The following is a 23,301-nucleotide window of genomic DNA, read 5'->3' as shown; positions in this document are numbered from 1 at the left end:
TGATTACTGCGGCATCCTGAACAGGTGCGGCATATTCGGCGTGCGCGACGCGCCGTGGTAATTGATAGGAATTCTGCTACCAGCCGGGGATTGTGACAATAAGAATACTGGACGAAAATCGGATCAGGCATGATAAGAGAAAGTTTTTAAGAGAGTTCTTATCAAAGGGGATTAGCGGGGGGAGTCAGAAGAACGGCTTATACCACCACAGACGCTCATCCGGGAGTATAAGCCGTTTTTTCACAGCTTAGTGCAGCTTGAGGCGCGGACGGATCGCGCGGTTGATACTGCCCACCAGCACCATCAACCCGGTTTTAAAGTAACCGTGCAGCGCAACCTGGTGCATGCGGTACAGCGAGATATAGACGAAACGCGCAATGCGCCCTTCGACCATCATCGAACCGCGCATCAGGTTACCCATCAGGCTACCCACTGTACTGAAGCGGGACAGTGAGACCAGTGAACCGTGATCTTTATAGACGTACGGTTTCTGTGGCTGCCCTTTTATATCCGCCAGAATATTGGCCAAAACACGTGAGGCCATCTGGTGCGCAGACTGTGCGCGCGGAGGGACAAAACCGCCGGACGGCAACGCGCAGGATGCGCAGTCACCAATGGCGTAAATGTTCGGGTCACGAGTCGTCTGTAAGGTTGGCTCAACCACGAGCTGGTTAATACGGTTGGTTTCCAGGCCGCCCAGCTCTTTCATAAAGTCCGGTGCCTTGATCCCTGCCGCCCAGACCATCAGATCGGCATCAATAAATTCGCCGCTCTTGGTGTTCAGACCTTTTTTATCCGCGCTGGTGACCATCGTCTGAGTCAGCACGCGTACCCCCAACTTGGTCAGCTCGCTGTGAGCCGCGCTGGAGATACGCGGTGGCAGTGCAGGCAGAATACGTTCACCGGCTTCCACCAGCGTGACGTTCAACGCCTGGCTGTCCAGACCTTTATAGCCATAGCTGTGCAGCTGTTTCACCGCGTTATGCAGCTCGGCTGACAGCTCAACGCCGGTCGCACCCGCGCCGACAATAGCGATATTAACCTTATCCTGCGAACCTTCACTGGCGGAAAACTTCAGGAACAGGTTCAGCATCTCATTATGGAAACGGCGTGCCTGGTGTGGATTATCGAGGAAGATACAGTTGTCTTTTACGCCCGGCGTACCAAAGTCGTTTGAGGTGCTCCCCAGCGCCATCACCAGCGTGTCATACGCCAGCTCACGCTCCGGGACCAGAAGTTCACCCTGCGCATCGCGAATTTCAGCCAGTTGCAGACGGTTATTCTCACGATCGAGGTTGGTGAGCGTTCCCAGCTGGAAGCTGAAACCATGTTTGTGCGCATGTGCCAGGTAGCTCAGGCCGTCAATACCTTCATCCAGCGACCCGGTTGCCACTTCGTGTAACAAGGGTTTCCACAAATGGCTGTGGTTACGATCCACCAGCGTAATGTGTGCTTTCTTCTTGCGGCCCAGTTTGTGCCCCAGCTGAGTCGCCAGTTCAAGACCTCCGGCACCTCCGCCGATGATTACAATTTTTTTCATAGGTGTTGTCAAACGACCCTCTCTAAAAGTAAACCAATCGTTAACTAAAAGTTAAATAAATAACCTTAGTAAACATAGGGTTGGCGATGTTAATTCGCGAGCTGGGGCCAGAATAACACGAGGGAATTCATCTGTTCTAAGAAAATTGATCCTGGTCAATTTTATTAGCAAAACTAAGAATAGTACGAATAAAGACCCTGCATCCAGCCCGCCTTTTAGCGGGCATGAGGTCTGTTTTCGAGGGATAAAAAACGGGGATTAACCTAATGATTTGAACGCTTTGATTCGCGGAAGATGATGGGAGATATTCTTGAATTTATGCCCTTCCACTTCATCCCATATCAGCTCGTAAAAATGTTGTAACGCCTCGGCACTGCGCTGGTTATCAAGCGCATCGTCATGACGGGAAAGAATGGTCATACAGCGGTCACGGTTCTTCTCACGGAAATTGCCGACGCATTTGGTGGCAATATCAACATACTCTTCCGGGCGGTCAATTTTGCCTTCCATCACTTCCTGTGGCCACAGGTTAGGATTGAACATCACCTGGCGCACATCACACAAGAAGCCGATACGTTCAGCCCAGTAGCCGCCCAGACCAACACCACAAATCAATGGCCGTTCGTCATCACTTTGCTGCAACATCTTGTAGGTCTCTTTCAGCAGATGCTGCATATCGTGCTTCGGATGCCGGGTGCTGTAGCTGAGCAGCCGGACATCCGGGTCAATAAACTGAAGTTGCAACACTTTTTCATGGTTGCCCGGGCTGTTTGAATCAAAACCGTGCAGATAAATAATCATTGTCATCCTCACCGTTGATGCGCCGCAGGCAGCCTGAAATCAGATGCCTGCCGCCGCTTTATGTTCCAGCCAGCGTTCCTGCAATTGACTCAGTGTGGCACTGGTCTCTTTCCAGCGTGTCGAGTCACGCAGTTGCTGATGGGTAAATGAGCTTCGATGGTAAAGCTGCGTCACCCTTTCAGCATTGATCGGCGACAGGTTATCCAACACGCTCACCGCTCCCTGACGATTATTGCATACCAGAATCATGTCACACCCGGCATCCAACGCGGCCTGACCCCGCTCGGCATAGCTGCCCATAATAGCCGCACCTTCCATCGACAAATCATCTGAAAAGATGACGCCGTCAAAACCAAGTTCCTCACGCAGCACGGTTTTTAGCCAGTGTGACGAACCGCTGGCCGGGCGCGGATCAACTTCAGTATAGATAACGTGGGCCGGCATAATTGCGTCCAGCGCCTGTTCCGCAATCAACTGCCTGAAGATTGGCATGTCATGCTGGCGGATCTCGGCTTCACTGCGCGTATCTCGCGGAGTTTCTTTATGGGAATCTGCACTCACAGCACCATGTCCCGGGAAATGCTTACCCGTGGTTTTCATTCCCGCGTCGTGCATCCCGCGAATAAATGAACGCGCCATTTGCAGGGCAACCTGCGGATTTTCATGGAATGAGCGTTCGCCGATGGCCGCGCTGCCGTGACCAATATCCAGTACCGGGGCGAAGCTGATATCAATATCCATTGCAATCATTTCAGAGGCCATCAACCAGCCTGCCTGCTGGGCCAGTGCCTCTGCCTGCTCACCACGATGTAATGCGGCAAAAGCCTGCATCGCCGGCAGACGCGTAAATCCGTCGCGGAAGCGCTGAACGCGGCCACCTTCCTGATCGACGGCCACCACCAAACGATGGCGCGATGCCGCACGGATCTGTCGCACCAGCTCACGCAGCTGCGCCGGATCGTGATAGTTACGGCTGAACAGGATCAGTCCGCCAACCAGCGGGTGTTGTAAAATTTCACGCTCTTCGGCATCCAGTTCGCCGCCTTGTACATCTAACATTACCGGTCCCACACTTCACCTCTTAACCTGATGACATGCGCTGCCAGCCCTCGGCTGCCAGCGTCTTAAATTGGTGTTCACCACTTTGCTGCCAGCGTAACTCATACCAGCTGGTCGCCAGTAGATCGAGCCACGGTAACCAACGGTCAACCTGCCGTCGTAGTAGGTCATAATCAAATTGTTGCCGATCCGAATAATGGACAATCAAACGCTGCTGTTGCTGTGCATCCAGCCCGTTACCCATTATGATCGCGGCCAGTTCCAGCGCCACATCGCCATCACCGGCGTACTCCCAGTCAATCAGTCGCAGGCGCCCGTCATTGAGGATCAGGTTCCCACAGTGAATATCCATATGCAGTAAGGCCATCCGTAATGGTTTCGGTTCGCCCTGCCGCTGACAGCGCTTTAGCGCCCGCAGCCAGTGTATCTGGCGCCGCGCAGGCTGACTGCGCTGCCAGTAGCTCATCAGCAGCGGCAGCAGCTGTAAGGGGTATCCTGACAGCGGCTGACGGTGCAAGCGGACGACTTCATTCACCAGAGGTTCTACCCACCTGTCCCACTGCCCTGTCGACAGCACGTTACCCGGCTGCCAGGCCAGAAGCAGCCAGTCCGCATTGCGTCCATAAACGCGCGGTGTAAGGCCGCTGGCGGCCAGTTTGCGCAGCAGGCGGTATTCACGCTGGCGATCCACCCCAGGCATGGTCTGCAGCCCTGCGGCACGCCTGGCCAGCAGGGAAACTCCCTCAAGCGAAACCTGAACACTGCACCCGCTCAATCCCTCAAGGGGGGAAAAAGAACCGGCGGCTCGCGCCGCCGGAAATTGTTGCATGATCAGCCGCTCAAGGGCGGGATCAGTGCACAACGGCACCGCTACCTGACCAGATGATTTCGCCGGTCTGCACCAGCATTAACTGCATTTGCAGCGTGGGTGCTTTCACATCCCCCTCCGCATTGCTGTACAGCACATACTGTGCACCCACGTAACGCGCCAGACCCACCGCTTTACTGCGTGAGACCAGGCTGTCATCCGCTGACAGACCGAGCGTCTGCTTCGCCACCGCCAGTTGTTGTGGCGTCACCAGCGTAAACTGGGTGTTATCCTTCAACGCACTTTGCAGCGCAGCCGTCGCTTTAGCACTTTGCAGGCTGCCGTTGGTGCTGTTTTTTACATTATCCACCAGCAGCACGCCGCCAGGCGTAACGCCATCCGCTTTGAGCATCTGGGCAATCAGCGGAGAAACACTGGCTGGCCAGTTGAGGGTTTGCATTTTCGGCGGCGGTGGCACGTTCTGCCCCGGCTCTGCTTTTGGCTGTTCAGGCACAGTAATCGGTGGCTGCACCGGTTCAACGGGCGCAGGGGGTGCCGTTTCCTGTTGCTTCTGAAAAAATACACAGCCGCTCAGAAAAAGCGCCAGCATCAGCACCCCTGAGCGTTTAACGATGTTGCTGTTCACGCGATAACTCCTTACAGATACAGATAGAGACGAACTTTGCTCGCCGTCAGATTACCGGTTTGAGATGAAATTTCGGCTTTACCATGAGCGGGTACCGTCAGGGTATGTGGTCGTTCAAACGGCAAGATTTCCAGCCCTTTGTCATCATACCAATAGAATCGGTAGGTCACCTGGACCGGTTTTTCCTGCTGATTAAATAGTACCGTTGACGCGCGCTGTTGTCCTTCTGTCTCGCGGATCGTCGGTTCGTCGGTCGTGATCCCCGCTGACAATACTGACGATTCCATCACCAGTGACTGTGAGGTATTTATGGCAGTACGATCGCTGCTGCATCCGGTTAATGCTATCAGTAACGTGATGGCCGTTACGCTTGCCCGCATAGGATTATGTCCGTATTCGTTGGCGTTCAGGACGCCAGCATTGGGCCTAAAGGTCGGCCACCGACAAGATGCAGGTGGATATGATAAACCTCCTGCCCGCCGTGTTTATTGCAGTTCATGATCAAACGGTAGCCGTCTTCAGCAATCCCTTCATCCTTCGCGATTTTCGCCGCTACGGTGATCATACGTCCCAGCGCGGCTTCGTGCCCGGCGACAGCATCGTTAGCCGTGGCAATCAGCAGGTTAGGAATGATAAGAATGTGCGTCGGCGCCTGCGGGGAGATATCGCGAAATGCCGTGACCAGTTCATCCTGATAGACGATGTCGGCCGGGAGTTCACGGCGGATAATTTTACTGAAAATGGTTTCTTCAGCCATGCTATCTGTCCTTGTGTTCATGTCGTTAACGTTACCGCAGTATGAGCGAGAGAATCGTTTTCTTTCAACCTGCAACTGACTTTTCTTTGGTTAATCGCTCGGCTTTACGGCATTTCACTCTCTCAGCGTTGCCCTTCACCCTCTTTCTGTGCTGTTCATCAACAAAATGAACCGCTACTTTCGATAAAAACAAAACAGTGTTTTATAAATTTAGATGTGCGACACACCGATGACGGCCATTTTGCCACCTTCTTGCCTCAGATGGCAAAAACGGCAAGGTTCAGCCATCGCGAACGCTCTATTTTTCCAGCATCCGTATGAGTTGTCCGGAACCTGTGGCTGAAGCCACCCCACCGCGCAAGGAGTTTTCCTGATGCACACTCGTAAGATCGGACTGGCAAATTATCTCGCCTACGGTTCCGGTGATTTTCTCGGCGCCGGCACTACTGCCCTGACCGCCGCATGGCTGCTTTATTTTTACACCACCTTCTGTGGCCTGACGCCAATTGAAGCGACCTTTATCTTCGCCCTTGCCCGGGTGCTGGACGCCGTGATCAGTCCACTGATGGGCTTTCTCACCGATAACTTCGGCAGCACCCGGCTGGGTAAACGCTTTGGCCGCCGTAAGTTCTTTATTTTGCTCGGCATTCCCTGTGTGTTCAGCTACAGCCTGATGTGGGTCGGGGATATGAGCTACCTGTGGTATCTGCTCACTTATCTGCTGTTTGATATCGTCTACACCATGGTGCTGGTGCCCTATGAAACACTGGTACCGGAAATGACCGACGACTTTAAGCAGAAAACGCGCTTCTCCGGTGCCCGTATCGCCCTCGCCCAGCTATCTGCGATTCTTGCCGCCTTTTTACCGGGCATCCTGCTGGGGGTTTTCGGTAAGGACAACGCGGTGTCATTCTTCTATTCCAGCCTGGTGTTTTCCACACTCTGTGCCATCGTGCTGACGCTGGTGTGGTTCTTCACCTGGGAGCGTCCGGCCGATGCCATGTCGGAAGAGTCAAAACGCGCAGAGGAGGAGAAAAAACACCTCACGCTGGGCCAGAGCCTGAAACGCCTGTATGTCGAGCTGGCATCAACGTTACGTATCCGTATATTCCGCCAGCATCTTGGTATGTATCTCGGCGGCTACATCGCTCAGGATGTGTTTAACGCGGTGTTTACCTGGTACGTGGTTTTTGTGCTGATGCAGAGCGCGCAGCTGGCCTCCAACCTGATGGGCACCATGGCGGTCCTGCAATTTATCGCGGTGATTGGCATGATCCCGTTATGTATTCGCATTGGGCCTGCCCCGGCCTATCGCCTGGTGGTGGCACTGTTTGCCGCCAGCGCCCTCTCATACTGCCTGCTGTGGTACGCGGGTATGAGTAATAACCTGGCACTGCTGCTGTTGATTTCCGCGGTAGCGGGTCTGGGGCGTGGTGGCATCAACTATATCCCGTGGAATATTTACACCTACATTGCGGATGTGGATGAAGCCATTACCGGTCAGCGGCGCGAGGGGATTTTTGCCGGAATCATGACGCTGACGCGCAAAGCCTCACAGGCAGGTGCAGTGATGGTGGTCGGTATCGTCCTGCAACTTTCCGGGTTTGTCTCGGGCAAAGCGGAGCAGCTTCCCCAGGTCGGCCATACCATTGTCGTTATTCTCGGTGCCGGCACGCTGGTGATGCTGACATTCGGTTTTATTATCTCCCTGCGCTTTAAACTCAATCTTGCCACTCACCATACCCTGCGCGAAGAAACGCTGAAAATGCGCCAGGCCGATGGTGTGGTTCCGCAGCAGCTGACACCGGAAGCACGTGCCACCGTCGAAACCCTGACCGGTATGCCGTATGAGAATCTCTGGGGTAACAACAATGTTGGCTACCTCAATCGTCATAAACCTCAGGCAGCAGCGTTGTCAGAAACACGCGCCGCCTTCCCTTCTATCCGACCTCAGGAGCACCACGATGACAGTTTACCCGGTTAAGTTCAGCGCACTGCTGCGCCAGCCCGAATACCTGCTGCCGCGCACCGCGCTACAGCAGCTGATTGCCCGCGTCAGTGATAATCTGGTCGGCATTACTGATGAAAGCGGCGAATTTTTGCTGCGCCTGGATGATGGCCGGGTGATTGATACCAAAGGCTGGGCAGGCTGGGAGTGGACGCACGGCATCGGGCTGTACGGCATGTATCACTATTACCAGCAGACCGGCGATAAGCTGACCCTGCAACGTATCGATGACTGGTTTAGTGCACGGCTCCAGGAGGGTACACCGACCAAAAACGTCAATACTGTCTGTCCGTTCCTGACCCTCGCGTACCGCTATGAAGAAACGCGCGATCCGTCCCTGCGCCCGGTACTGGAACGCTGGGCAGAATGGGTGATGTATGACATGCCACGCACTGAGCATAATGGTATTCAGCATCTGGTCTATAACAATGAGAACCACCAGCAGATGTGGGATGACACGCTGATGATGAGCGTGTTGCCACTGGCGAAAATAGGCCAGTTGCTTAACCGTCCGGAGTTTGTCGAAGAAGCCACCTATCAGTTTCTGCTGCATACACAATATCTGATGGATCGCCAGACCGGCCTGTGGTTCCACGGCTGGACATTCGACGGCCACCACAACTTTGCCAACGCCCGCTGGGCGCGCGGTAACAGCTGGCTGACCATCGCCATTCCCGATTTTCTTGAACTGATGAACTGGCCGGAGCAACACGCCACCCGCCGCTACTTGCTTCAGGTGCTGGAAAGACAGGTGAAAGCGCTGGCGGAGTGCCAGCATGAAAGCGGGTTATGGCATACGCTGCTGGACGATCGTGACGCGTATCTTGAAGCCTCGGCGACTGCCGGTTTCGCTTACGGCATCCTGAAAGCTGTGCGTAAACGCTATCTCAGCCGCGACTATTATCCTGTGGCCGAGCGCGCACTGAAAGGTGTGATGGAACACATCAATGATGACGGTGAGCTGACGCAGGTGTCATTCGGCACCGCGATGGGCAGTGATTTAGACTATTACCGCCAGATACCGCTGACCTCAATGCCGTATGGACAAGCGATGGCGCTCCTGTGCCTGACAGAGTATCTGCGGGTCTATCTCTGAGGCATAAAAAAAGGGGCGCTTTCGCGCCCCTTCTGGTCACTATACCGTGATCATTTCGAATTACGGATAAAGTCATCCATATCGGTTTTCAGGTTATCGGATTTAGTACCGAAAATCGCCTGAACACCAGAACCTGCCACGACCACACCGGCCGCACCCAGTTTCTTCAGACCCGCCTGGTCGACTTTGCTCACATCCGCCACGCTAACGCGCAGACGGGTGATGCAGGCATCCAGATTGGTGATGTTATCTTTACCGCCGAAGGCAGCCACCAGGTTACCCGCCATTTCACTGGCGTTGCCGACAGTCTGCTCGCTGGTCGTTTCTTCACGGCCAGGTGTTTTCAAATCCAGCTTGGCGATCAGTACACGGAAAATGGTGTAGTAGACCAGGCCGTAGACGATACCCACAATCGGGAACAGCCAGATTTTGCTGCTGTTACCGCTCAGAACGATGAAGTCGATCAGACCATGCGAGAAGCTGGTGCCGTCACGCATACCCAACAGGATAGCGATTGGGAAGGCCAGACCCGCCAGGATTGCGTGGATTGCATACAGAATCGGCGCAACGAACATGAACGAGAACTCGATCGGTTCGGTGATACCGGTCAGGAACGAGGTCAGCGCGGCGGAGATCATGATACCGCCCACTTTGGCACGGTTCTCAGGTTTCGCTGAATGCCAGATAGCAATCGCAGCGGCTGGCAGACCGTACATTTTGAACAGGAAACCACCTGACAGCATACCTGCCGTTGGATCACCCGCCATATAACGTGGAATATCACCGTGGAATACCTGGCCTGCCGCATTGGTGAATTCACCAATCTGCATCTGGAAGGGAACGTTCCAGATGTGGTGCAGACCGAATGGCACCAGCGAACGCTCAACCACGCCGTAAATGCCAAAGGCGACGACCGGGTTCTGATACGCCGCCCACTGTGAGAATTCCTGAATCGCAGTACCGACGGGTGGCCAGATAAAGGACAGCAACACACCGAGGAAAATCGCGGTAAAACCGGAGATGATCGGAACGAAGCGTTTACCCGCGAAGAAGCCCAGATACTCAGGCAGCTTGATGCGATAGAAGCGGTTAAACATATAGGCCGCGATGGAACCGGCAATAATCCCGCCCAGTACACCCGTGTCAGCCAGGTGCTTAGCCGCAATCTCTTCGGCAGGCAGGTGAAGGACCAGCGGTGCCACGACGGCCATCGTTTTCACCATGATGCCGTAAGCAACAACGGCGGCCAGCGCTGAAACGCCATCGTTATTGGTGAAGCCCAGTGCCACACCAATCGCGAAGATCAGCGGCATATTGGCAAACACCGAACCACCGGCTTCGGCCATCACATGAGAAACTACCGCTGGCAGCCAGTCGAAGTTGGCAGAACCAACGCCCAGCAGGATCCCCGCAATCGGCAGCACCGATACGGGCAACATCAGCGATTTACCGACCTTTTGCAGGTTCGCAAATGCATTTTTGAACATAGTGTAAAGCTCCTGAGTATGAGTGCTTTTCTTCGCGCTGTGCGCGTTGCAAAGGGGGAGGATCCTTTGCGGGTAGTGCAAAATAAGGAGCGTCTTAAGCGCTCTCGGTATTTATTACGAAGGGTAAAATAAATCCGCTCAAATTTGTTTGATGGCTATCACGTTTCGTTGAACGCGTGCCACTTCTTTAGTAAAAGTTGACGGGAAACGCCAGTTTTTTGCGCAAAAAAAATGCAGCACCCGATTTAAGGGCGCTGCACTTTACGACTTTTGCTTATTAATTACGAGCTATAAAAGAAATCCCCGCCTCAATGTCAGTCTGTCAGACGCGACATTGGCACATGAAATAAGCGCGAGAAGTTTTCTGTGGTCGCCTGCGCCATCTGCTCAATACTGACCCCTTTGACCACCGCCATGTATTCCGCTACATCGCGGGTATAAGCAGGCTGGTTTTCTTTGCCACGGTACGGCACCGGGGCAAGATACGGCGAGTCGGTTTCCACCAGCATACGGTCCAGTGGCACATGACGGGCGGCTTCGCGGATCTGTTCAGCGTTCTTGAATGTGGCAATTCCTGAGAAAGAAATATAGAACCCCATATCCAGCAGTCGGGTGGCGGTTTCACGATCTTCCGTAAAACAGTGCAACACACCGCCACACTCTTCTGCTTTCTCTTCCTGCAGGATCGCCAGCGTATCTTCGCGGGCATCGCGAGTATGGACGATCACGGGTTTGTTCAGATCGCGCCCGATGCGAATATGTTCGCGGAAAGAGGCCTGCTGACGCACCATCGTCTCTTTTTGATAAAAATAATCCAGCCCGGTTTCACCCATCGCGATAACGCGCGGGTGTGCGGCCAGCTCGCGCAATTCAGCGAAGTCATACGCCTCTTCCTGATTCAGGGGATGCACGCCGCATGAATATGCAACGTTTGGACGTTCCCCAATCAGGTCAACCATCGCTTTATAGCCCGGCAGCGTGGTCGCTACTGCCAGCATAAATTTCACATCGCGGGCAGCAGCCTTTGCCAGCACATCCGACACATCCTGGTGCAGCGTTTCATAATTCAGGCCATCGAGGTGGCAGTGGGAATCAACTAAAAACATAATGTACTCTCTAAAGCGGTGAACCGGCCGATGCCGGGTTGAGCATGGCTTCCCAGCCTAGCAGCTGATTGGTCAGTAGCAGTTCGCGGTTGACGGCGACCACATTCAGCAGGCGGTCGCGACAGATAATCCACTGGCGCAGACTGGCATCAATAGCGCTGGTCGGTAACAGGCTGGCGATACGCATCACGTCCGCCTGGCGATCGACGTTGCTGATAAACTGCCCGCCTCCCTGCTGCCATTTCACGGCATCGATCAGCAGTGAACAGAGCCAGCCAATACGCTGGGCGGCATCATCATGATGTAACGCGGGAAGCAGGCTCAGCATATCACCCTGCAAAGCATCAGGTAGCGCCTCGCAGACCCGTTGACGTTGTTGCCAGATTTTGTCGTCCAGTAACGCCAGCGCTGCCGCAGGTGCGCCCGCTGACAGGCGCAAGGCGGCAGTACGTTCACTCAGACCGGCCGCAGACTGTTTCTGTAACCATTGCAGACTTTGTGCTTCTGCGGGGGGAGCGAGGTGCCACAGCAGACAGCGGCTGCGCAGCGTCGGCAGCAGGCGCGAGGGTTCGCGGCTACTGAGTAAAAACCAGGTGTTCTTCGGCGGCTCTTCCAGCGTTTTCAGCAGCGCATTCGCGGCCGCTTCAGTCAACTGTCCGGCATCCGGCAGCCAGACAACTTTTGCCCCGCCCTGCTGCGCATGATGGTACAGCTTCTCAGTGACACTGCGCACTGCGTCAATGCCGAGCGAACTTTTGCCTTTTTCCGCTTCCAGCCGATACCAGTCCGGATGCGTTCCGGCCAGCATCAGCTGGCAGGCGTGGCATTCACCACAGCTTTTCAGGCCATCAGGCCGCTTGCACATCAGCCAGCGGCTGATCCCCCAGATAAGGGCATCATCGCCCATCCCCGGCAGCGCCTGAATCAGCAAAGCATGATGGCCGCGCTGTGCCTGATGCTGGCTGAGGATCTGACGGTAGCTGTGATTGAGCCACGGATACCAGTTCATTGCTGTTCCTGTAACCACTGGTCAAGCGTCTGGCGCAGCGAGACGGTAACCTGTTCCAGTGACTGGGTGGCATCCACGGTTTTAATACGGGTGTCAGCGGCTGCCAGCGCCAGATAACGGTCACGCGTGCGGATAAAGAAGTTGAGGGATTCCTGTTCGATGCGGTCCAGCGCGCCACGGGCACGGGCACGTTGCAGGCCAATTTCAGGCGTGACATCGAGGTACAACGTCAGGTCCGGGGAAAAATCGCCCAGTACTGCCTGCTTCAGGCTGCGCATTAACTCGCTGTCCATGCCGCGTCCTCCGCCCTGATAAGCCTGCGATGAGAGATCATGACGATCCCCTACCACCCAGGCACCGCGTGCCAGCGCAGGTTTAATGACATTTTCAACCAGCTGTACGCGGGCTGCGTACAGCATCAGCAGTTCCGCCTGATCGGTGATGGGTTCATCATTTATTCCCTGCTTGATCAACTCGCGCAGTTTCTCTGCCAGCGGCGTACCGCCGGGCTCGCGGGTAAAGACAATGTCGTTAATGCCGTGGCGCTGAAGTTCGCTGACCACGGCATCACGTGCTGTGGTTTTCCCTGCGCCTTCCAAGCCTTCAATAACGATAAATTTACTGTTCATTTTTTTCCTTCATCGCCAGGCGATACACCTGTACGGCTTTATTATGGCTGGCCAGATTGGTGGTAAAGGTATGCCCTCCTTTTCCATCGGCCACAAAATAGAGGAAGTTAGTTTTATCCGGGTGCGCTGCCGCAGCTAGCGAGGCTTTTCCTGGCATGGCAATCGGGCCTGGCGGCAGTCCGTTAATCGTATAGGTGTTATATGCCGTGGGCGTTTCCAGATTCTTGCGTGTTAGCGTGCCTTTATAGGCATCACCCATACCATAAATTACCGTCGGGTCGGTTTGCAGGCGCATGCCCAGACGCAGACGGTTGATAAATACCGAGGCGACGCGACGACGCTCGTCACTCACCGCAGTCTCTTTCTCAATGATCGAGGCCATGGTCAGCATATCATTTTTGCTTTTATACGGCAGGTTATCCATTTTACCCTGCCATTCACTGTCAACCAGCGTCACCATGCGATCATGCGCACGTTTCAACAGCGCGACGTCGGTGGTGTTCGCCGTATAAAGATAAGTATCGGGATAAAACCAGCCTTCCACGGCGGCTTGTTCCCCCTCCAGCTTTAATGCCGTGGCAACCGTCGTGAGTTTGTCATCCGTCAGGGTATGTTTAATGTATGGCGCATTGCGGAGCTGACTCAGCCATTCCTGCATACGCGTGCCTTCAACAAAACGCAGGGGGAATTGTGCCTCTTTACCACTGGCCAGCAGCGCCAGCATCTCACGCACGGTCATTCCTGGCGTGAAGCGGTAGGTTCCGGCTTTAAATTTCGCCAGTTCAGGTTCCAACTTCAGCAGAACGCCAAACCACGGGCCATCAGGCACGATGTGCTTCGACTCCAGTTGAGCTTCCAGCACCACGCGGCCTGACCCCGCAGGCAGGGTAAAGATCGTTTCTTTATCAATGGTTAACGCAGAATCAGCCAGCTGGCGTGTTTGCCAGTAACCGTATGCGGCTACCAGTAGCACGAATGCGAACAGCACTACTATCGTTTTTCGGAGTTTAGTCATGAAGGTCCCACGTCATTCATTATGGTGGTTGAGCAGACCAAAAAGCTGGCGTGATGAATAATGCCAGTTCTCAACCTGGTAAACCGGCAATACAGGCATCAGTGCGTTGGTGATCAGCACTTCTTCTGCCGACGCCAGTGCGTCAATCTCAGCACGGACTTCTGTCAGGGTGAAGCCCAGTTGAACCACCTGCTGCATCACCCATTGACGTTGAATGCCATTCACACCCGATGCCGTTAAATCAGGGGTAAACACCTGATTTCCCGTACGCCAGAATAAATTAGCCGCACAGCATTCCACCAGCATAGCGTCACTGTCAAGCACCAGCGCCTCATCGGCGGCAGTCTGCTCAAGCTCTGTGCGGATCAGCACCTGTTCAAGGCGGTTTAGATGTTTTATTCCTGCCAGGTGGGGATTTTTCCCCAGGCGCACACTGCTGAGTGCCAGCCGTGCGCCAGTCTGGCGTAGCGTATGATAATGAGCAGGATAGTCAGCGAGCGATATGATGCGTACCGGCTGGCTGCAGCCCGTTGCGCTGTAACCGCGTCCGCCGCTGCCACGCGTCAAAATAACCTTCAGGACGGCATCGCTACGGGTTGTCGCAGCAAAGCTCATCTCTTTTTCGAGGTTATGCCAGTCAACGTCAACGATCATAAGACGTTCGCAGGCTTGCTGTAAACGCGTCAGATGGGCCTCAAGAAACGTTACCCTGCCCTGTTGAACACGCGCCGTGGTAAAACAACCATCGCCGAACTGCACTGCGCGATCGCGGATATCGATATTGTCCCGCGTGTCACCATTGACCCACATCATGCTCACTCTCCGTTATCGTCAGTGCCAAGATTACCTGCCAATCCCGCCAGAATCATCTGATTGTCGCTCACTGACGATCAGAATAAAAAAAGGCCCGCACAGTGCGGGCCTTTCAATCGGACAGGACAAACTCAGATCTTACGGAAAATAAGCGAACCGTTGGTACCGCCGAATCCGAAGGAGTTACATAAAGTGTACTCCAGACCTTTTGTCTGACGCGCCGTGTGCGGAACAAAATCAAGATCACAACCTTCATCTGGATTATCCAGATTGATGGTTGGCGGAACGACCTGGTCGCGCAATGCAAGAATAGTGAAGATCGACTCCACCGCGCCCGCTGCACCTAACAGGTGACCGGTCATGGATTTTGTCGAGCTGACCATCACGCTGTTCGCACTGGCACCAAAGACGGATTTCACTGCCTGCGTTTCTGCTTTATCTCCGGCCGGCGTCGAGGTACCGTGCGCGTTGATATAGCCGATTTGCTCTGGTGACAGTTGTGCATCTTTCAGTGCATTCACCATCGCCAGCGCCGCACCCGCACCGTTTTCCGGTGGAGAGGTCATGTGGTAGGCATCGCTGCTCATCCCAAACCCGACGATTTCAGCGTAGATTTTCGCCCCGCGTTTTTTCGCGTGCTCATACTCTTCCAACACCACCAGACCTGCACCGTCACCCAGTACAAAGCCATCACGATCTTTATCCCACGGACGGCTTGCTGCCTGCGGGTTATCGTTGCGGGTAGAAAGTGCACGTGCAGCACCAAATCCGCCCACACCCAGTGGTGTACTGGCTTTTTCAGCACCACCAGCCAGCATAACATCAGCATCGTTATAAGCGATGATACGTGCAGCGTGACCGATATTGTGCACGCCAGAAGTACAGGCAGTTGCGATGGAGATACTTGGGCCTTTCATGCCAAACATGATCGTCAGGTGACCCGCAATCATGTTAACAATGGTCGAAGGAACAAAGAACGGGCTGATTTTACGTGGGCCACCATTCACCAGAGAGGTGTGGTTTTCTTCAATAAGACCAAGACCGCCAATGCCGGAGCCAATGGCAGCGCCAATACGTTCAGCGTTCTCTTCGGTGATTTCCAGGCCGGAATCCTGCATGGCTTGAATGCCAGCAACAATTCCATATTGGATGAAGGCGTCCATCTTGCGCTGATCTTTACGCGAGATGAATTCATCACAATTAAAATCTTTTACTAAGCCAGCAAAACGCGTTGCGTAGGCACTAGTATCAAAATGGTCGATGAGGCTGATGCCACTCTGACCGGCAACAAGAGCATTCCAGGTGGACTCTACGGTATTGCCGACAGGAGACAACATGCCAAGACCAGTCACAACTACACGACGCTTAGACACGTTCGTCCTCCAGAGAGGGAAAAGTTGACACTGTGTGGGACGTTCAGATAAAACTCAGGCGGTCGAGCGACCGCCTGGAGATGCTCACTTATGCCTGGTGACCATTGATGTAATCAATAGCAGCCTGAACGGTAGTGATTTTCTCAGCTTCTTCGTCCGGAATCTCGGTATCAAACTCTTCTTCCAGAGCCATTACCAGCTCAACGGTATCAAGAGAATCAGCGCCCAGATCTTCTACAAAAGAGGCAGTATTAACAACTTCTTCCTGCTTAACGCCCAGCTGCTCGCCAATGATTTTCTTAACGCGTTCTTCGATAGTGCTCATACTATTAAATTTCCTATCAAAACTCGCTTTCGCGATGGTTTTCGTAGTGTATAAAATGTTGAAAAAGATGCAACTAAATCCCGGCTGGTCCAACCACGATTTTACGCTATTCTGCGGCCTTTACCCCAAATAACGCAAATAATTTTCGTGATTTTCAGACCATGTACATTCCGCCATTGACGTGCAGCGTTTCACCAGTGATGTACGCTGCCTCGTCAGAGGCTAAAAATGCAACGGCATTAGCGATCTCCTGCGCGCCGCCGAGGCGACCTGCAGGAACTTCCGCCAGAATGCCCGCACGCTGATCTTCGCTCAGTGCACGCGTCATGTCGGTTTCAATGAAACCAGGTGCCACGACGTTAACAGTAATACCACGGGACGCGATTTCACGCGCCAGTGATTTGCTAAAGCCAATCAAACCCGCTTTTGCTGCCGCGTAATTTGCCTGACCCGCATTACCCATTGTTCCAACTACGGAGCCAATGGTAATAATTCGACCCGCACGTTTTTTCATCATGGCACGCATTACCGCTTTTGACAGACGGAATACTGAAGTCAGATTGGTGTCCAGGATGTCCTGCCACTCATCGTCCTTCATGCGCATCAGGAGATTATCACGCGTGATGCCTGCATTATTGACTAAAATGTCCACTTCGCCAAATTCGGCGCGAATATTTTCCAACACGCTTTCAATCGATGCGCTGTCGGTCACGTTCAGAAGCAGGCCTTTTCCGTTATCGCCCAGATAGGTACTGATAGCGTCGGCGCCACTTTGGCTGGTCGCAGTACCCACAACTTTGGCACCACGTGCCACCAGGGTTTCTGCAATCGCACGGCCGATTCCACGGCTTGCACCGGTTACCAGCGCAATTTTACCTTCGAAGTTCATGTTTCTCTCCGTGTTATTGTTCAAGCGCCGCTGTCAGGCTGGCCTGGTCGTTTACCGCCGCCGCTGTCAGGGTGTCAACAATACGTTTAGTCAGCCCGGTCAGAACTTTACCCGGACCCACTTCCAGCAGCGACGTTACGCCCTGCCCGGCCATAAATTCTACACATCCGGTCCAGCGCACTGGATTGTACAACTGGCGAACCAGCGCACTACGGATAGCTTCTGCTGACGTCTCGCACTGCACATCAACGTTATTCACTACCGGGAAGGCAGGCGCGTTGAAGGTCAGCAATTCGAGTGCTGCGGCCAGTTTATCTGCCGCAGGCTTCATCAGTGCACAGTGTGACGGCACGCTGACAGGCAGCGGCAGTGCACGTTTCGCGCCGGCGGCCTTACAGGCAGCACCCGCACGTTCTACGGCTTCTTTGTTACCGGCAATCACAACCTGACCCGGAGAGTTAAAGTTCACCGGAGAGACAATTTGCCCCTGAGCAGACTCTTCACAGGCTTTGGCAATAGACGCATCGTCCAGACCAATAATCGCCTGCATCGCGCCAGTTCCTTCTGGAACGGCTTCCTGCATCAGTTTGCCGCGCAGTTCAACCAGCTTAATCGCATCTGCAAACGCCATGACACCTGCACAAACCAGCGCACTGTACTCACCCAGGCTGTGCCCTGCAAGCATTGACGGCGCTTTTCCGCCTTTTTCCTGCCAAACGCGGAAAATGGCAACAGAAGCAGCCAATAAAGCAGGCTGAGTTTGCCAGGTTTTGTTCAATTCTTCAGCAGGGCCTTGTTGCACTAACTGCCAGAGATCGTAACCCAGTGCGTCAGAAGCTTCACGGAAGGTTTTTTCCACAAGCGGATTCGTTGCAGCCAGATCGGCCAACATACCTACCGTTTGCGATCCCTGCCCCGGGAAGACCATTGCAAATTGCGTCATTGTGATTTCCTGTTAATCGCTATTTTTGCTTAATTAAAAGCGAACCAGTGCAGAACCCCAGGTGAACCCGCCACCAAAAGCTTCCAGCAGAATCAACTGACCACGTTGAATACGGCCATCACGTACCGCTTCATCAAGTGCGGTCGGCACAGATGCCGCCGAGGTGTTGCCATGACGATCGAGCGTCACAACGACTTTATCCATGTCCATGCCCAGTTTGCGGGCAGTGGCACTGATAATACGCAGGTTTGCCTGATGCGGCACCAGCCAGTCGATAGCAGAGCGATCAAGCTTATTGGCTTCCAGCGTTTCATCAACAATGTGAGCCAGTTCAGTCACAGCAACCTTGAACACTTCATTGCCCGCCATGGTGACATACGCTGGCGTGTCCTGGTTCGCACGATCCTGATTAGGCAGCGTCAACAACTGGCCATAGCGGCCATCTGCATGCAGATGAGTAGAGATAATCCCCGGCTCTTCACTGGCGCCCAATACCACGGCGCCTGCGCCATCACCAAACAGGATAATGGTGCCACGATCCTCAGGATCAAGCATACGAGCGAGGACATCAGCACCGATCACCAGTGCGTGTTTCACTGCACCATTTTTAATGTACTGATCGGCCACACTCAGCGCATAGGTGAAGCCTGCGCAGGCGGCGGCGAGGTCAAAGGAAGCGGCATCATCAATCTCAAGCATCTGCTGAATCATGCATGCTGAGCTTGGGAATGCGTGGCTGGACGACGTGGTCGCTACCACGATCAGACCGATATCATTTTTATCGATACCGGCCATCTCCAGCGCGCGCTCGGCCGCATGGAAGCCCATGGTTGCCACGGTTTCGTCCGGGCCGGCAATACGACGTTCACGAATGCCGGTACGAGTGACAATCCACTCATCCGACGTTTCTACCATTTTTTCCAGATCGGCGTTAGTCCGCACCTGCTCGGGCAAATAGCTGCCCGTACCGATAATCTTCGTATACATGTACGCTCAGTCACTCTTAGGTAATACCGCTTGAAGGCGCGCAGCAATCCGCTCGGGAACTTGCCGCCGCACCGCCTGCTCTGCCTGTTGGATCGCCACAGTAAATGCACGTTGATTCGCCGCGCCATGACTCTTAATCACGGTGCCACGTAATCCTAACAGGCAGGCGCCATTGTACTGGTCGGGATTGAGATGGCCGAACTTCTTTGCCAGACGCTTCTTGAGCCAGCGTCCCAGCAATCCCAGCCACCAGGCCTTCTTTTTACCTTCGCCCTGTGAATTCAACAGCGAAAGGAACATTCTTACTACACCTTCCATCGTTTTCAGCGTGACATTGCCCACGAAACCATCGCAAACAAGCACATCCGTCTTACCGGTGAGAAGATCGTTACCCTCGAGGTATCCAATATAGTTAAGTTCTGGCGATGCACGCAGTATTGCCGCTGCTTCACGTATCGAACTCAACCCTTTAGTCTCTTCCTGACCAATATTAAGCAGTGCCACTCTCGGTCGGTCGATGGCCAGGATTTCCTCTGCCACCACCGCGCCCATAACGGCAAATTGTACCAGCATAGCACTGTCCGAATCGACATTAGCGCCTAAGTCCAGCACCACGGTTTTCCCGTATTGCTGATGCGGTAACACGGTCATCAACGCCGGGCGATCAATGCCGTCCAGCGGTTTTAATAATAATTTAGCTAACCCCATCAGCGCACCCGTATTACCTGCACTGATACAGGCCTGTGCCTGCCCTGCTTTCACCTGCTCCAGCGCGACACGCATAGAGCTTCCACGGCTGGCGCGGATCGCCTGTGAAGGTCTGGCATCACTGGCAATAACCGATTCGGCAGCAATGATCTGCAGACGTGCCTTGAGGGCAGAATCAGCTTTGGCAAGTAATGACGTGATGGTGTCGGGATCGCCGACCAGAAGGAGATGCAGATGCGGATTTAAGGCCAGTGCCTGCAGTGATGCAGGCACTGTCACGCAGGGACCGAAATCCCCGCCCATGGCATCTATCGCCAGGGTCAAACGTGTCAAAGTAGCGCCGCGGACCGCGGAATTACTTAACGATGACCTTGCGACCGCGGTAGTAACCATCCGCAGTGATGTGGTGACGCAGATGAGTTTCACCAGAAACTTTATCTACGGAAAGAGCTGCTGTGGTCAGCGCATCGTGTGAACGACGCATGCCACGTTTGGAACGGGTTGGTTTATTCTGTTGTACGGCCATGGACCTTACTCCTATTACTTACGCTTTAAACTGGCTAATACGGCAAATGGGTTTGGTTTTTCTGCCTCTTCAGGCAACTGACCAAAGACCATGTCCGCCTCGGACACTTCACAGTGTTCAGAATCATGCACCGGAACGACAGGCAGGGCGAGAATGATTTCATCCTCAACCATTGCCAGCAGATCGGTTTCGCCAAACTCGTTGACGTTGATCGGCTCGTACGCTTCCGGCAGTGCTTCGGCCTGTTCGTCAGTGACGACCGGGCTGAAACAGTACGATACGTGGACATGCTGCGGAAAAGTCTTGTTGCAACGTTGGCAGCACAGCGTCACTGAAACTTCGGCCGTACCTTTCAGTACTGCCAGACGCTGCTCGTCAATCGCAAACGACATGACACATTCTACATCACTGTCCACACTCACTACCGACTCGGCAATCCGCTCAACCTGCTCAGGGGTGTAAACACCCTGGTAGTCCAGGCGTTTTTGAGCGGTACGAGTCGCATCGAGAGTTAGGGGTAATTTTACCTTTTGCATAGGGCGCGCATATTAACTTTGTAACGACATAGAGTCAAAGAAAAAGGCCGTTTTACGGCATCTTTCACCCATGATTCGCATCCAGTGCGGCGCATAGTTTAAAATGCCTGACACTGATTCGCTATATATTCTGGAAAAAATTATGCGCCACCTGGTATTAGCCTCCACATCGAGCTATCGAAAAGCCTTATTAGCCAAACTGGAACTGCCGTTTATTACCGCGGCGCCAGAGGTGGATGAAACACCGCTGGACGATGAAGATGCCACTGAATTGGTGGTACGACTGGCAACCGCCAAGGCGCAGGCGCTGGCCGGACGCTACCCGGACCACTTAATCATTGGTTCCGACCAGGTCTGCGTGGTGGCCGGCAAGATTTTTGGCAAACCTCTCACAGCCGCACGGGCACAGGAGCAGTTGCGTGCAGCCAGCGGCCACAGCGTGGTGTTTTATACCGGTCTGGCGCTCTATGACAGCCGCAACGCGTCACTGCAGGTGCTTTGTGAGCCCTTCAGCGTCGATTTTCGCACACTGAGTGACGAGGAAATCGTGGCCTATATCAGCAAAGAGCAGCCACTTAACTGTGCAGGGAGCTTTAAAAGTGAAGGACTGGGTATCACACTGTTCGATCGCCTGTCAGGGCGTGACCCCAATACACTGGTAGGGCTACCGCTGATTGCCCTGTGCGACATGCTGAGAAACGCCGGTGTTAATCCACTGGTGTGATGGAGAACCGAAGCACGGCATGGGGGCCTGGGTCAGGCATGCCTGACCCCTACAAAGTCCGTGTCCTTACGTAGGGGCGAGGTATGCCTCGCCTTGGGTCAGGGCTACCTGCCCCCTACAAAGTCCGTGTCCTTACGTAGGGGCGAGGCATGCCTCGCCCTGGGTCAGGGCTGCCTGACCCTACGTGGCGGGATACTGTTTACGCAGAATCTCCAGACAACGTTTCAGTTCGTTGTCCAGGGGCGCTTCCACACGCATGATTTCCCCGGTATTCGGGTGCGTGAAACGCAGCGCAGCGGCATGCAGGAACAGGCGTTTCAGACCGGTCCCACTTAGCTGCTGGTCAAAATCGGCTTCGCCGTAGCGATCATCAAAGGCAATCGGATGCCCGGCATGTAATGTATGTACGCGAATCTGGTGAGTACGCCCGGTGACCGGACTGGCTTTTACCAGCGTAGCCATGGCATAACGCTCTTCCACTTTAAACAGCGTCTCGGACGGTTTGCCTTCACTGTTCACCTTCACAATGCGCTCACCGCTTTGCAGGATATTTTTCAGTAAAGGTGCCCGGACCGCTTTCACATGGGATGGCCACTGCCCGCGTACCAGCGCGAGGTAATCCTTCTGCATGCCCTTCTCACGCAGTTGCTCGTGCAGCGAACGCAGCGCAGAGCGTTTTTTTGCCACCAGCAATACCCCGGAGGTGTCGCGATCCAGGCGGTGGACTAACTCCAGGAAGCGCGCATCTGGACGCAGCGCACGCAGCCCTTCAATCACACCGAAACTCAGACCACTGCCCCCGTGTACGGCAGTGCCGGACGGTTTGTTCATGACGAGAATGTGGTCGTCTTCATAAATGATGGCGTGTTCCAGTGCGGCGACTTTCGCCAGCTTAGGTGACACATTATCGTCTTCACGCTCTGCCACCCGCACGGGGGGAATGCGCACCTCATCCCCGGCCTCCAGTTTGTATTCCGGTTTGATACGTTTCTTGTTCACCCGCACTTCGCCTTTACGCAAAATGCGATAAATCATGCTTTTCGGCACCCCTTTTAACTGGGTGCGCAAAAAGTTATCGATGCGCTGTCCTGCTTCATCAGCAGAAATGGCAATAAAATGTACGGCTGGAGTATTGGTTTTCATGGTTGGCGATTCTAAATAGTGCGCTGTGATAGCGCCACCTCTTTTTCTGTGCTTAACTGACAGAGACGGTTACCGCAGGAAGTTGTGACCGGTTTTTAGACAATCTGCTGAAAAGCACTGCAATACGTTCTAAAAGCTGAGAGAAACTTCTCAACGCGGATAAAGTCACCTTGCGATCACCGCCTTAGCAATGGAATAATATCTCCGTTTTTGACGCTAAGACTTGCGAACGTAAGGGAATAGTTAGCGTGTACCCAATAGATTTCGTGTTGCAGCAAGGCAAGCGAAAGAATCCCCGGAAACAGACATAAGTCGGTATTTGGGGATGAATGAGATCAGCCAACATGGCTGCGGCTCGAAAGATGAAGGGTGA

General features: G+C 53.9%; 25 protein-coding genes. 3 read left to right on the top strand and 22 right to left on the bottom strand.

The features are described from left to right. Positions 1–247 precede the first annotated feature (247 nt). The 7 genes from FVB43_RS17525 to hinT all read right to left on the bottom strand — a co-directional run bounded on the left by FVB43_RS17525 (position 248) and on the right by hinT (position 5,611). Positions 248–1,552 (bottom strand): NAD(P)/FAD-dependent oxidoreductase, encoded by a 1,305-nt coding sequence (locus tag FVB43_RS17525; RefSeq protein ID WP_133842858.1) that lies wholly within the window; start codon positions 1,550–1,552, stop codon positions 248–250. Positions 1,553–1,798: 246 nt separating this feature from the next. Beyond that, a complete protein-coding gene (gene ycfP, locus FVB43_RS17520; protein ID WP_133842856.1) occupies positions 1,799–2,341 on the bottom strand; it encodes an alpha/beta hydrolase YcfP in 543 nt (180 codons plus the stop codon). A gap of 39 nt (positions 2,342–2,380) precedes the next feature. Next, positions 2,381–3,400: a beta-N-acetylhexosaminidase gene (gene nagZ / locus FVB43_RS17515; protein ID WP_197931297.1), complete on the bottom strand. Its 1,020-nt coding sequence runs from the start codon at positions 3,398–3,400 to the stop codon at positions 2,381–2,383. Between the two features lie 22 nt (positions 3,401–3,422). Further along, on the bottom strand, positions 3,423–4,229 hold the full coding sequence (thiK, locus tag FVB43_RS17510; protein ID WP_167864393.1) for a thiamine kinase: 807 nt from the start codon (positions 4,227–4,229) through the stop codon (positions 3,423–3,425). A gap of 22 nt (positions 4,230–4,251) precedes the next feature. Further along, a complete protein-coding gene (lpoB, locus tag FVB43_RS17505) occupies positions 4,252–4,818 on the bottom strand; it encodes a penicillin-binding protein activator LpoB (protein ID WP_167864744.1) in 567 nt (188 codons plus the stop codon). A 47-nt stretch (positions 4,819–4,865) separates the two neighbouring features. Continuing rightward, a complete protein-coding gene (locus FVB43_RS17500; RefSeq protein WP_133842850.1) occupies positions 4,866–5,234 on the bottom strand; it encodes a YcfL family putative periplasmic lipoprotein in 369 nt (122 codons plus the stop codon). Between the two features lie 26 nt (positions 5,235–5,260). Next, a complete protein-coding gene (hinT, locus tag FVB43_RS17495) occupies positions 5,261–5,611 on the bottom strand; it encodes a purine nucleoside phosphoramidase (RefSeq protein ID WP_133842848.1) in 351 nt (116 codons plus the stop codon). A gap of 373 nt (positions 5,612–5,984) precedes the next feature. On the opposite strand from hinT, the gene FVB43_RS17490 reads away from it, so the two are divergent. Then, positions 5,985–7,595, top strand: a complete 1,611-nt coding sequence (locus FVB43_RS17490; protein ID WP_133842845.1) for an MFS transporter — start codon at positions 5,985–5,987, stop codon at positions 7,593–7,595. Beyond that, positions 7,576–8,715, top strand: a complete 1,140-nt coding sequence (gene bglB, locus FVB43_RS17485; protein ID WP_133842844.1) for a beta-galactosidase BglB — start codon at positions 7,576–7,578, stop codon at positions 8,713–8,715. The genes FVB43_RS17490 and bglB overlap by 20 nt, the downstream gene beginning before the upstream one ends. Before the next feature lie 50 nt (positions 8,716–8,765). On the opposite strand, the gene ptsG is transcribed toward bglB, so the two are convergent. From ptsG to yceD, 14 genes are all read right to left on the bottom strand, one after another. Continuing rightward, positions 8,766–10,202 carry a PTS glucose transporter subunit IIBC gene (gene ptsG / locus FVB43_RS17480; protein ID WP_133842842.1) on the bottom strand — a complete coding sequence of 479 codons (1,437 nt, stop codon included), beginning with the start codon at positions 10,200–10,202 and terminating at the stop codon, positions 8,766–8,768. Between the two features lie 314 nt (positions 10,203–10,516). Then, complete coding sequence (locus tag FVB43_RS17475; RefSeq protein ID WP_133842840.1) at positions 10,517–11,308, bottom strand: metal-dependent hydrolase; 792 nt, start codon at positions 11,306–11,308, stop codon at positions 10,517–10,519. 10 nt (positions 11,309–11,318) lie between these two features. Then, complete coding sequence (gene holB / locus FVB43_RS17470; RefSeq protein WP_159337074.1) at positions 11,319–12,317, bottom strand: DNA polymerase III subunit delta'; 999 nt, start codon at positions 12,315–12,317, stop codon at positions 11,319–11,321. Continuing rightward, positions 12,314–12,946 carry a dTMP kinase gene (tmk, locus tag FVB43_RS17465; protein WP_133842836.1) on the bottom strand — a complete coding sequence of 211 codons (633 nt, stop codon included), beginning with the start codon at positions 12,944–12,946 and terminating at the stop codon, positions 12,314–12,316. The genes holB and tmk overlap by 4 nt, the downstream gene beginning before the upstream one ends. Continuing rightward, positions 12,936–13,961, bottom strand: coding sequence for a cell division protein YceG (gene yceG, locus FVB43_RS17460; RefSeq protein ID WP_167864392.1), 1,026 nt, complete (start codon positions 13,959–13,961; stop codon positions 12,936–12,938). The genes tmk and yceG overlap by 11 nt, the downstream gene beginning before the upstream one ends. Before the next feature lie 12 nt (positions 13,962–13,973). Next, positions 13,974–14,774, bottom strand: a complete 801-nt coding sequence (gene pabC / locus FVB43_RS17455; protein WP_133842832.1) for an aminodeoxychorismate lyase — start codon at positions 14,772–14,774, stop codon at positions 13,974–13,976. 131 nt (positions 14,775–14,905) lie between these two features. Further along, complete coding sequence (fabF, locus tag FVB43_RS17450) at positions 14,906–16,147, bottom strand: beta-ketoacyl-ACP synthase II (RefSeq protein WP_133842830.1); 1,242 nt, start codon at positions 16,145–16,147, stop codon at positions 14,906–14,908. An 88-nt stretch (positions 16,148–16,235) separates the two neighbouring features. Next, positions 16,236–16,472, bottom strand: a complete 237-nt coding sequence (acpP, locus tag FVB43_RS17445) for an acyl carrier protein (RefSeq protein WP_004157115.1) — start codon at positions 16,470–16,472, stop codon at positions 16,236–16,238. A 154-nt stretch (positions 16,473–16,626) separates the two neighbouring features. Next, the gene (fabG, locus tag FVB43_RS17440; protein WP_062743729.1) at positions 16,627–17,361 is read right to left on the bottom strand and encodes a 3-oxoacyl-ACP reductase FabG; all 735 of its coding nucleotides are present in this window, start codon (positions 17,359–17,361) and stop codon (positions 16,627–16,629) included. A gap of 13 nt (positions 17,362–17,374) precedes the next feature. Beyond that, complete coding sequence (fabD, locus tag FVB43_RS17435) at positions 17,375–18,304, bottom strand: ACP S-malonyltransferase (protein WP_133842828.1); 930 nt, start codon at positions 18,302–18,304, stop codon at positions 17,375–17,377. 33 nt (positions 18,305–18,337) lie between these two features. Continuing rightward, positions 18,338–19,291: a beta-ketoacyl-ACP synthase III gene (locus tag FVB43_RS17430; RefSeq protein ID WP_133842826.1), complete on the bottom strand. Its 954-nt coding sequence runs from the start codon at positions 19,289–19,291 to the stop codon at positions 18,338–18,340. 6 nt (positions 19,292–19,297) lie between these two features. Beyond that, positions 19,298–20,332 carry a phosphate acyltransferase PlsX gene (gene plsX / locus FVB43_RS17425; protein ID WP_159337076.1) on the bottom strand — a complete coding sequence of 345 codons (1,035 nt, stop codon included), beginning with the start codon at positions 20,330–20,332 and terminating at the stop codon, positions 19,298–19,300. Positions 20,333–20,354: 22 nt separating this feature from the next. Further along, entirely contained in the window at positions 20,355–20,525 is a 171-nt protein-coding gene (rpmF, locus tag FVB43_RS17420) for a 50S ribosomal protein L32 (RefSeq protein ID WP_003849870.1), read from the bottom strand. A gap of 14 nt (positions 20,526–20,539) precedes the next feature. After that, entirely contained in the window at positions 20,540–21,061 is a 522-nt protein-coding gene (gene yceD / locus FVB43_RS17415) for a 23S rRNA accumulation protein YceD (protein WP_133842822.1), read from the bottom strand. A 142-nt stretch (positions 21,062–21,203) separates the two neighbouring features. Here yceD and FVB43_RS17410 point away from each other — a divergent pair, with 142 nt between their 5' ends. After that, complete coding sequence (locus FVB43_RS17410; RefSeq protein ID WP_133842820.1) at positions 21,204–21,785, top strand: Maf family protein; 582 nt, start codon at positions 21,204–21,206, stop codon at positions 21,783–21,785. Between the two features lie 180 nt (positions 21,786–21,965). On the opposite strand, the gene rluC is transcribed toward FVB43_RS17410, so the two are convergent. Continuing rightward, complete coding sequence (rluC, locus tag FVB43_RS17405) at positions 21,966–22,928, bottom strand: 23S rRNA pseudouridine(955/2504/2580) synthase RluC (RefSeq protein WP_133842818.1); 963 nt, start codon at positions 22,926–22,928, stop codon at positions 21,966–21,968. Positions 22,929–23,301: the final 373 nt, after the last annotated feature.

Origin of the sequence: Erwinia rhapontici (assembly GCF_012271765.1) — a bacterium.
Lineage (GTDB): Bacteria > Pseudomonadota > Gammaproteobacteria > Enterobacterales > Enterobacteriaceae > Erwinia > Erwinia rhapontici.
Note: the sequence above shows the minus strand (reverse complement) of the source record. Positions and strands in the feature narration are given on the sequence as shown.

What these genes read in the sequence shown, in the direction of transcription:
- ycfP (WP_133842856.1), bottom strand. Translation starts at nt 2,341, where the DNA reads ATGATTATTTATCTGCACGGTTTTGATTCAAACAGCCCGGGCAACCAT.
- nagZ (WP_197931297.1), bottom strand. Translation starts at nt 3,400, where the DNA reads ATGTTAGATGTACAAGGCGGCGAACTGGATGCCGAAGAGCGTGAAATT.
- thiK (WP_167864393.1), bottom strand. Translation starts at nt 4,229, where the DNA reads ATGCAACAATTTCCGGCGGCGCGAGCCGCCGGTTCTTTTTCCCCCCTT.
- lpoB (WP_167864744.1), bottom strand. Translation starts at nt 4,818, where the DNA reads ATGCTGGCGCTTTTTCTGAGCGGCTGTGTATTTTTTCAGAAGCAACAG.
- FVB43_RS17500 (WP_133842850.1), bottom strand. Translation starts at nt 5,234, where the DNA reads ATGCGGGCAAGCGTAACGGCCATCACGTTACTGATAGCATTAACCGGA.
- hinT (WP_133842848.1), bottom strand. Translation starts at nt 5,611, where the DNA reads ATGGCTGAAGAAACCATTTTCAGTAAAATTATCCGCCGTGAACTCCCG.
- FVB43_RS17490 (WP_133842845.1), top strand. Translation starts at nt 5,985, where the DNA reads ATGCACACTCGTAAGATCGGACTGGCAAATTATCTCGCCTACGGTTCC.
- bglB (WP_133842844.1), top strand. Translation starts at nt 7,576, where the DNA reads ATGACAGTTTACCCGGTTAAGTTCAGCGCACTGCTGCGCCAGCCCGAA.
- ptsG (WP_133842842.1), bottom strand. Translation starts at nt 10,202, where the DNA reads ATGTTCAAAAATGCATTTGCGAACCTGCAAAAGGTCGGTAAATCGCTG.
- FVB43_RS17475 (WP_133842840.1), bottom strand. Translation starts at nt 11,308, where the DNA reads ATGTTTTTAGTTGATTCCCACTGCCACCTCGATGGCCTGAATTATGAA.
- holB (WP_159337074.1), bottom strand. Translation starts at nt 12,317, where the DNA reads ATGAACTGGTATCCGTGGCTCAATCACAGCTACCGTCAGATCCTCAGC.
- tmk (WP_133842836.1), bottom strand. Translation starts at nt 12,946, where the DNA reads ATGAACAGTAAATTTATCGTTATTGAAGGCTTGGAAGGCGCAGGGAAA.
- yceG (WP_167864392.1), bottom strand. Translation starts at nt 13,961, where the DNA reads ATGACTAAACTCCGAAAAACGATAGTAGTGCTGTTCGCATTCGTGCTA.
- pabC (WP_133842832.1), bottom strand. Translation starts at nt 14,774, where the DNA reads ATGATGTGGGTCAATGGTGACACGCGGGACAATATCGATATCCGCGAT.
- acpP (WP_004157115.1), bottom strand. Translation starts at nt 16,472, where the DNA reads ATGAGCACTATCGAAGAACGCGTTAAGAAAATCATTGGCGAGCAGCTG.
- fabG (WP_062743729.1), bottom strand. Translation starts at nt 17,361, where the DNA reads ATGAACTTCGAAGGTAAAATTGCGCTGGTAACCGGTGCAAGCCGTGGA.
- fabD (WP_133842828.1), bottom strand. Translation starts at nt 18,304, where the DNA reads ATGACGCAATTTGCAATGGTCTTCCCGGGGCAGGGATCGCAAACGGTA.
- FVB43_RS17430 (WP_133842826.1), bottom strand. Translation starts at nt 19,291, where the DNA reads ATGTATACGAAGATTATCGGTACGGGCAGCTATTTGCCCGAGCAGGTG.
- rpmF (WP_003849870.1), bottom strand. Translation starts at nt 20,525, where the DNA reads ATGGCCGTACAACAGAATAAACCAACCCGTTCCAAACGTGGCATGCGT.
- yceD (WP_133842822.1), bottom strand. Translation starts at nt 21,061, where the DNA reads ATGCAAAAGGTAAAATTACCCCTAACTCTCGATGCGACTCGTACCGCT.
- FVB43_RS17410 (WP_133842820.1), top strand. Translation starts at nt 21,204, where the DNA reads ATGCGCCACCTGGTATTAGCCTCCACATCGAGCTATCGAAAAGCCTTA.
- rluC (WP_133842818.1), bottom strand. Translation starts at nt 22,928, where the DNA reads ATGAAAACCAATACTCCAGCCGTACATTTTATTGCCATTTCTGCTGAT.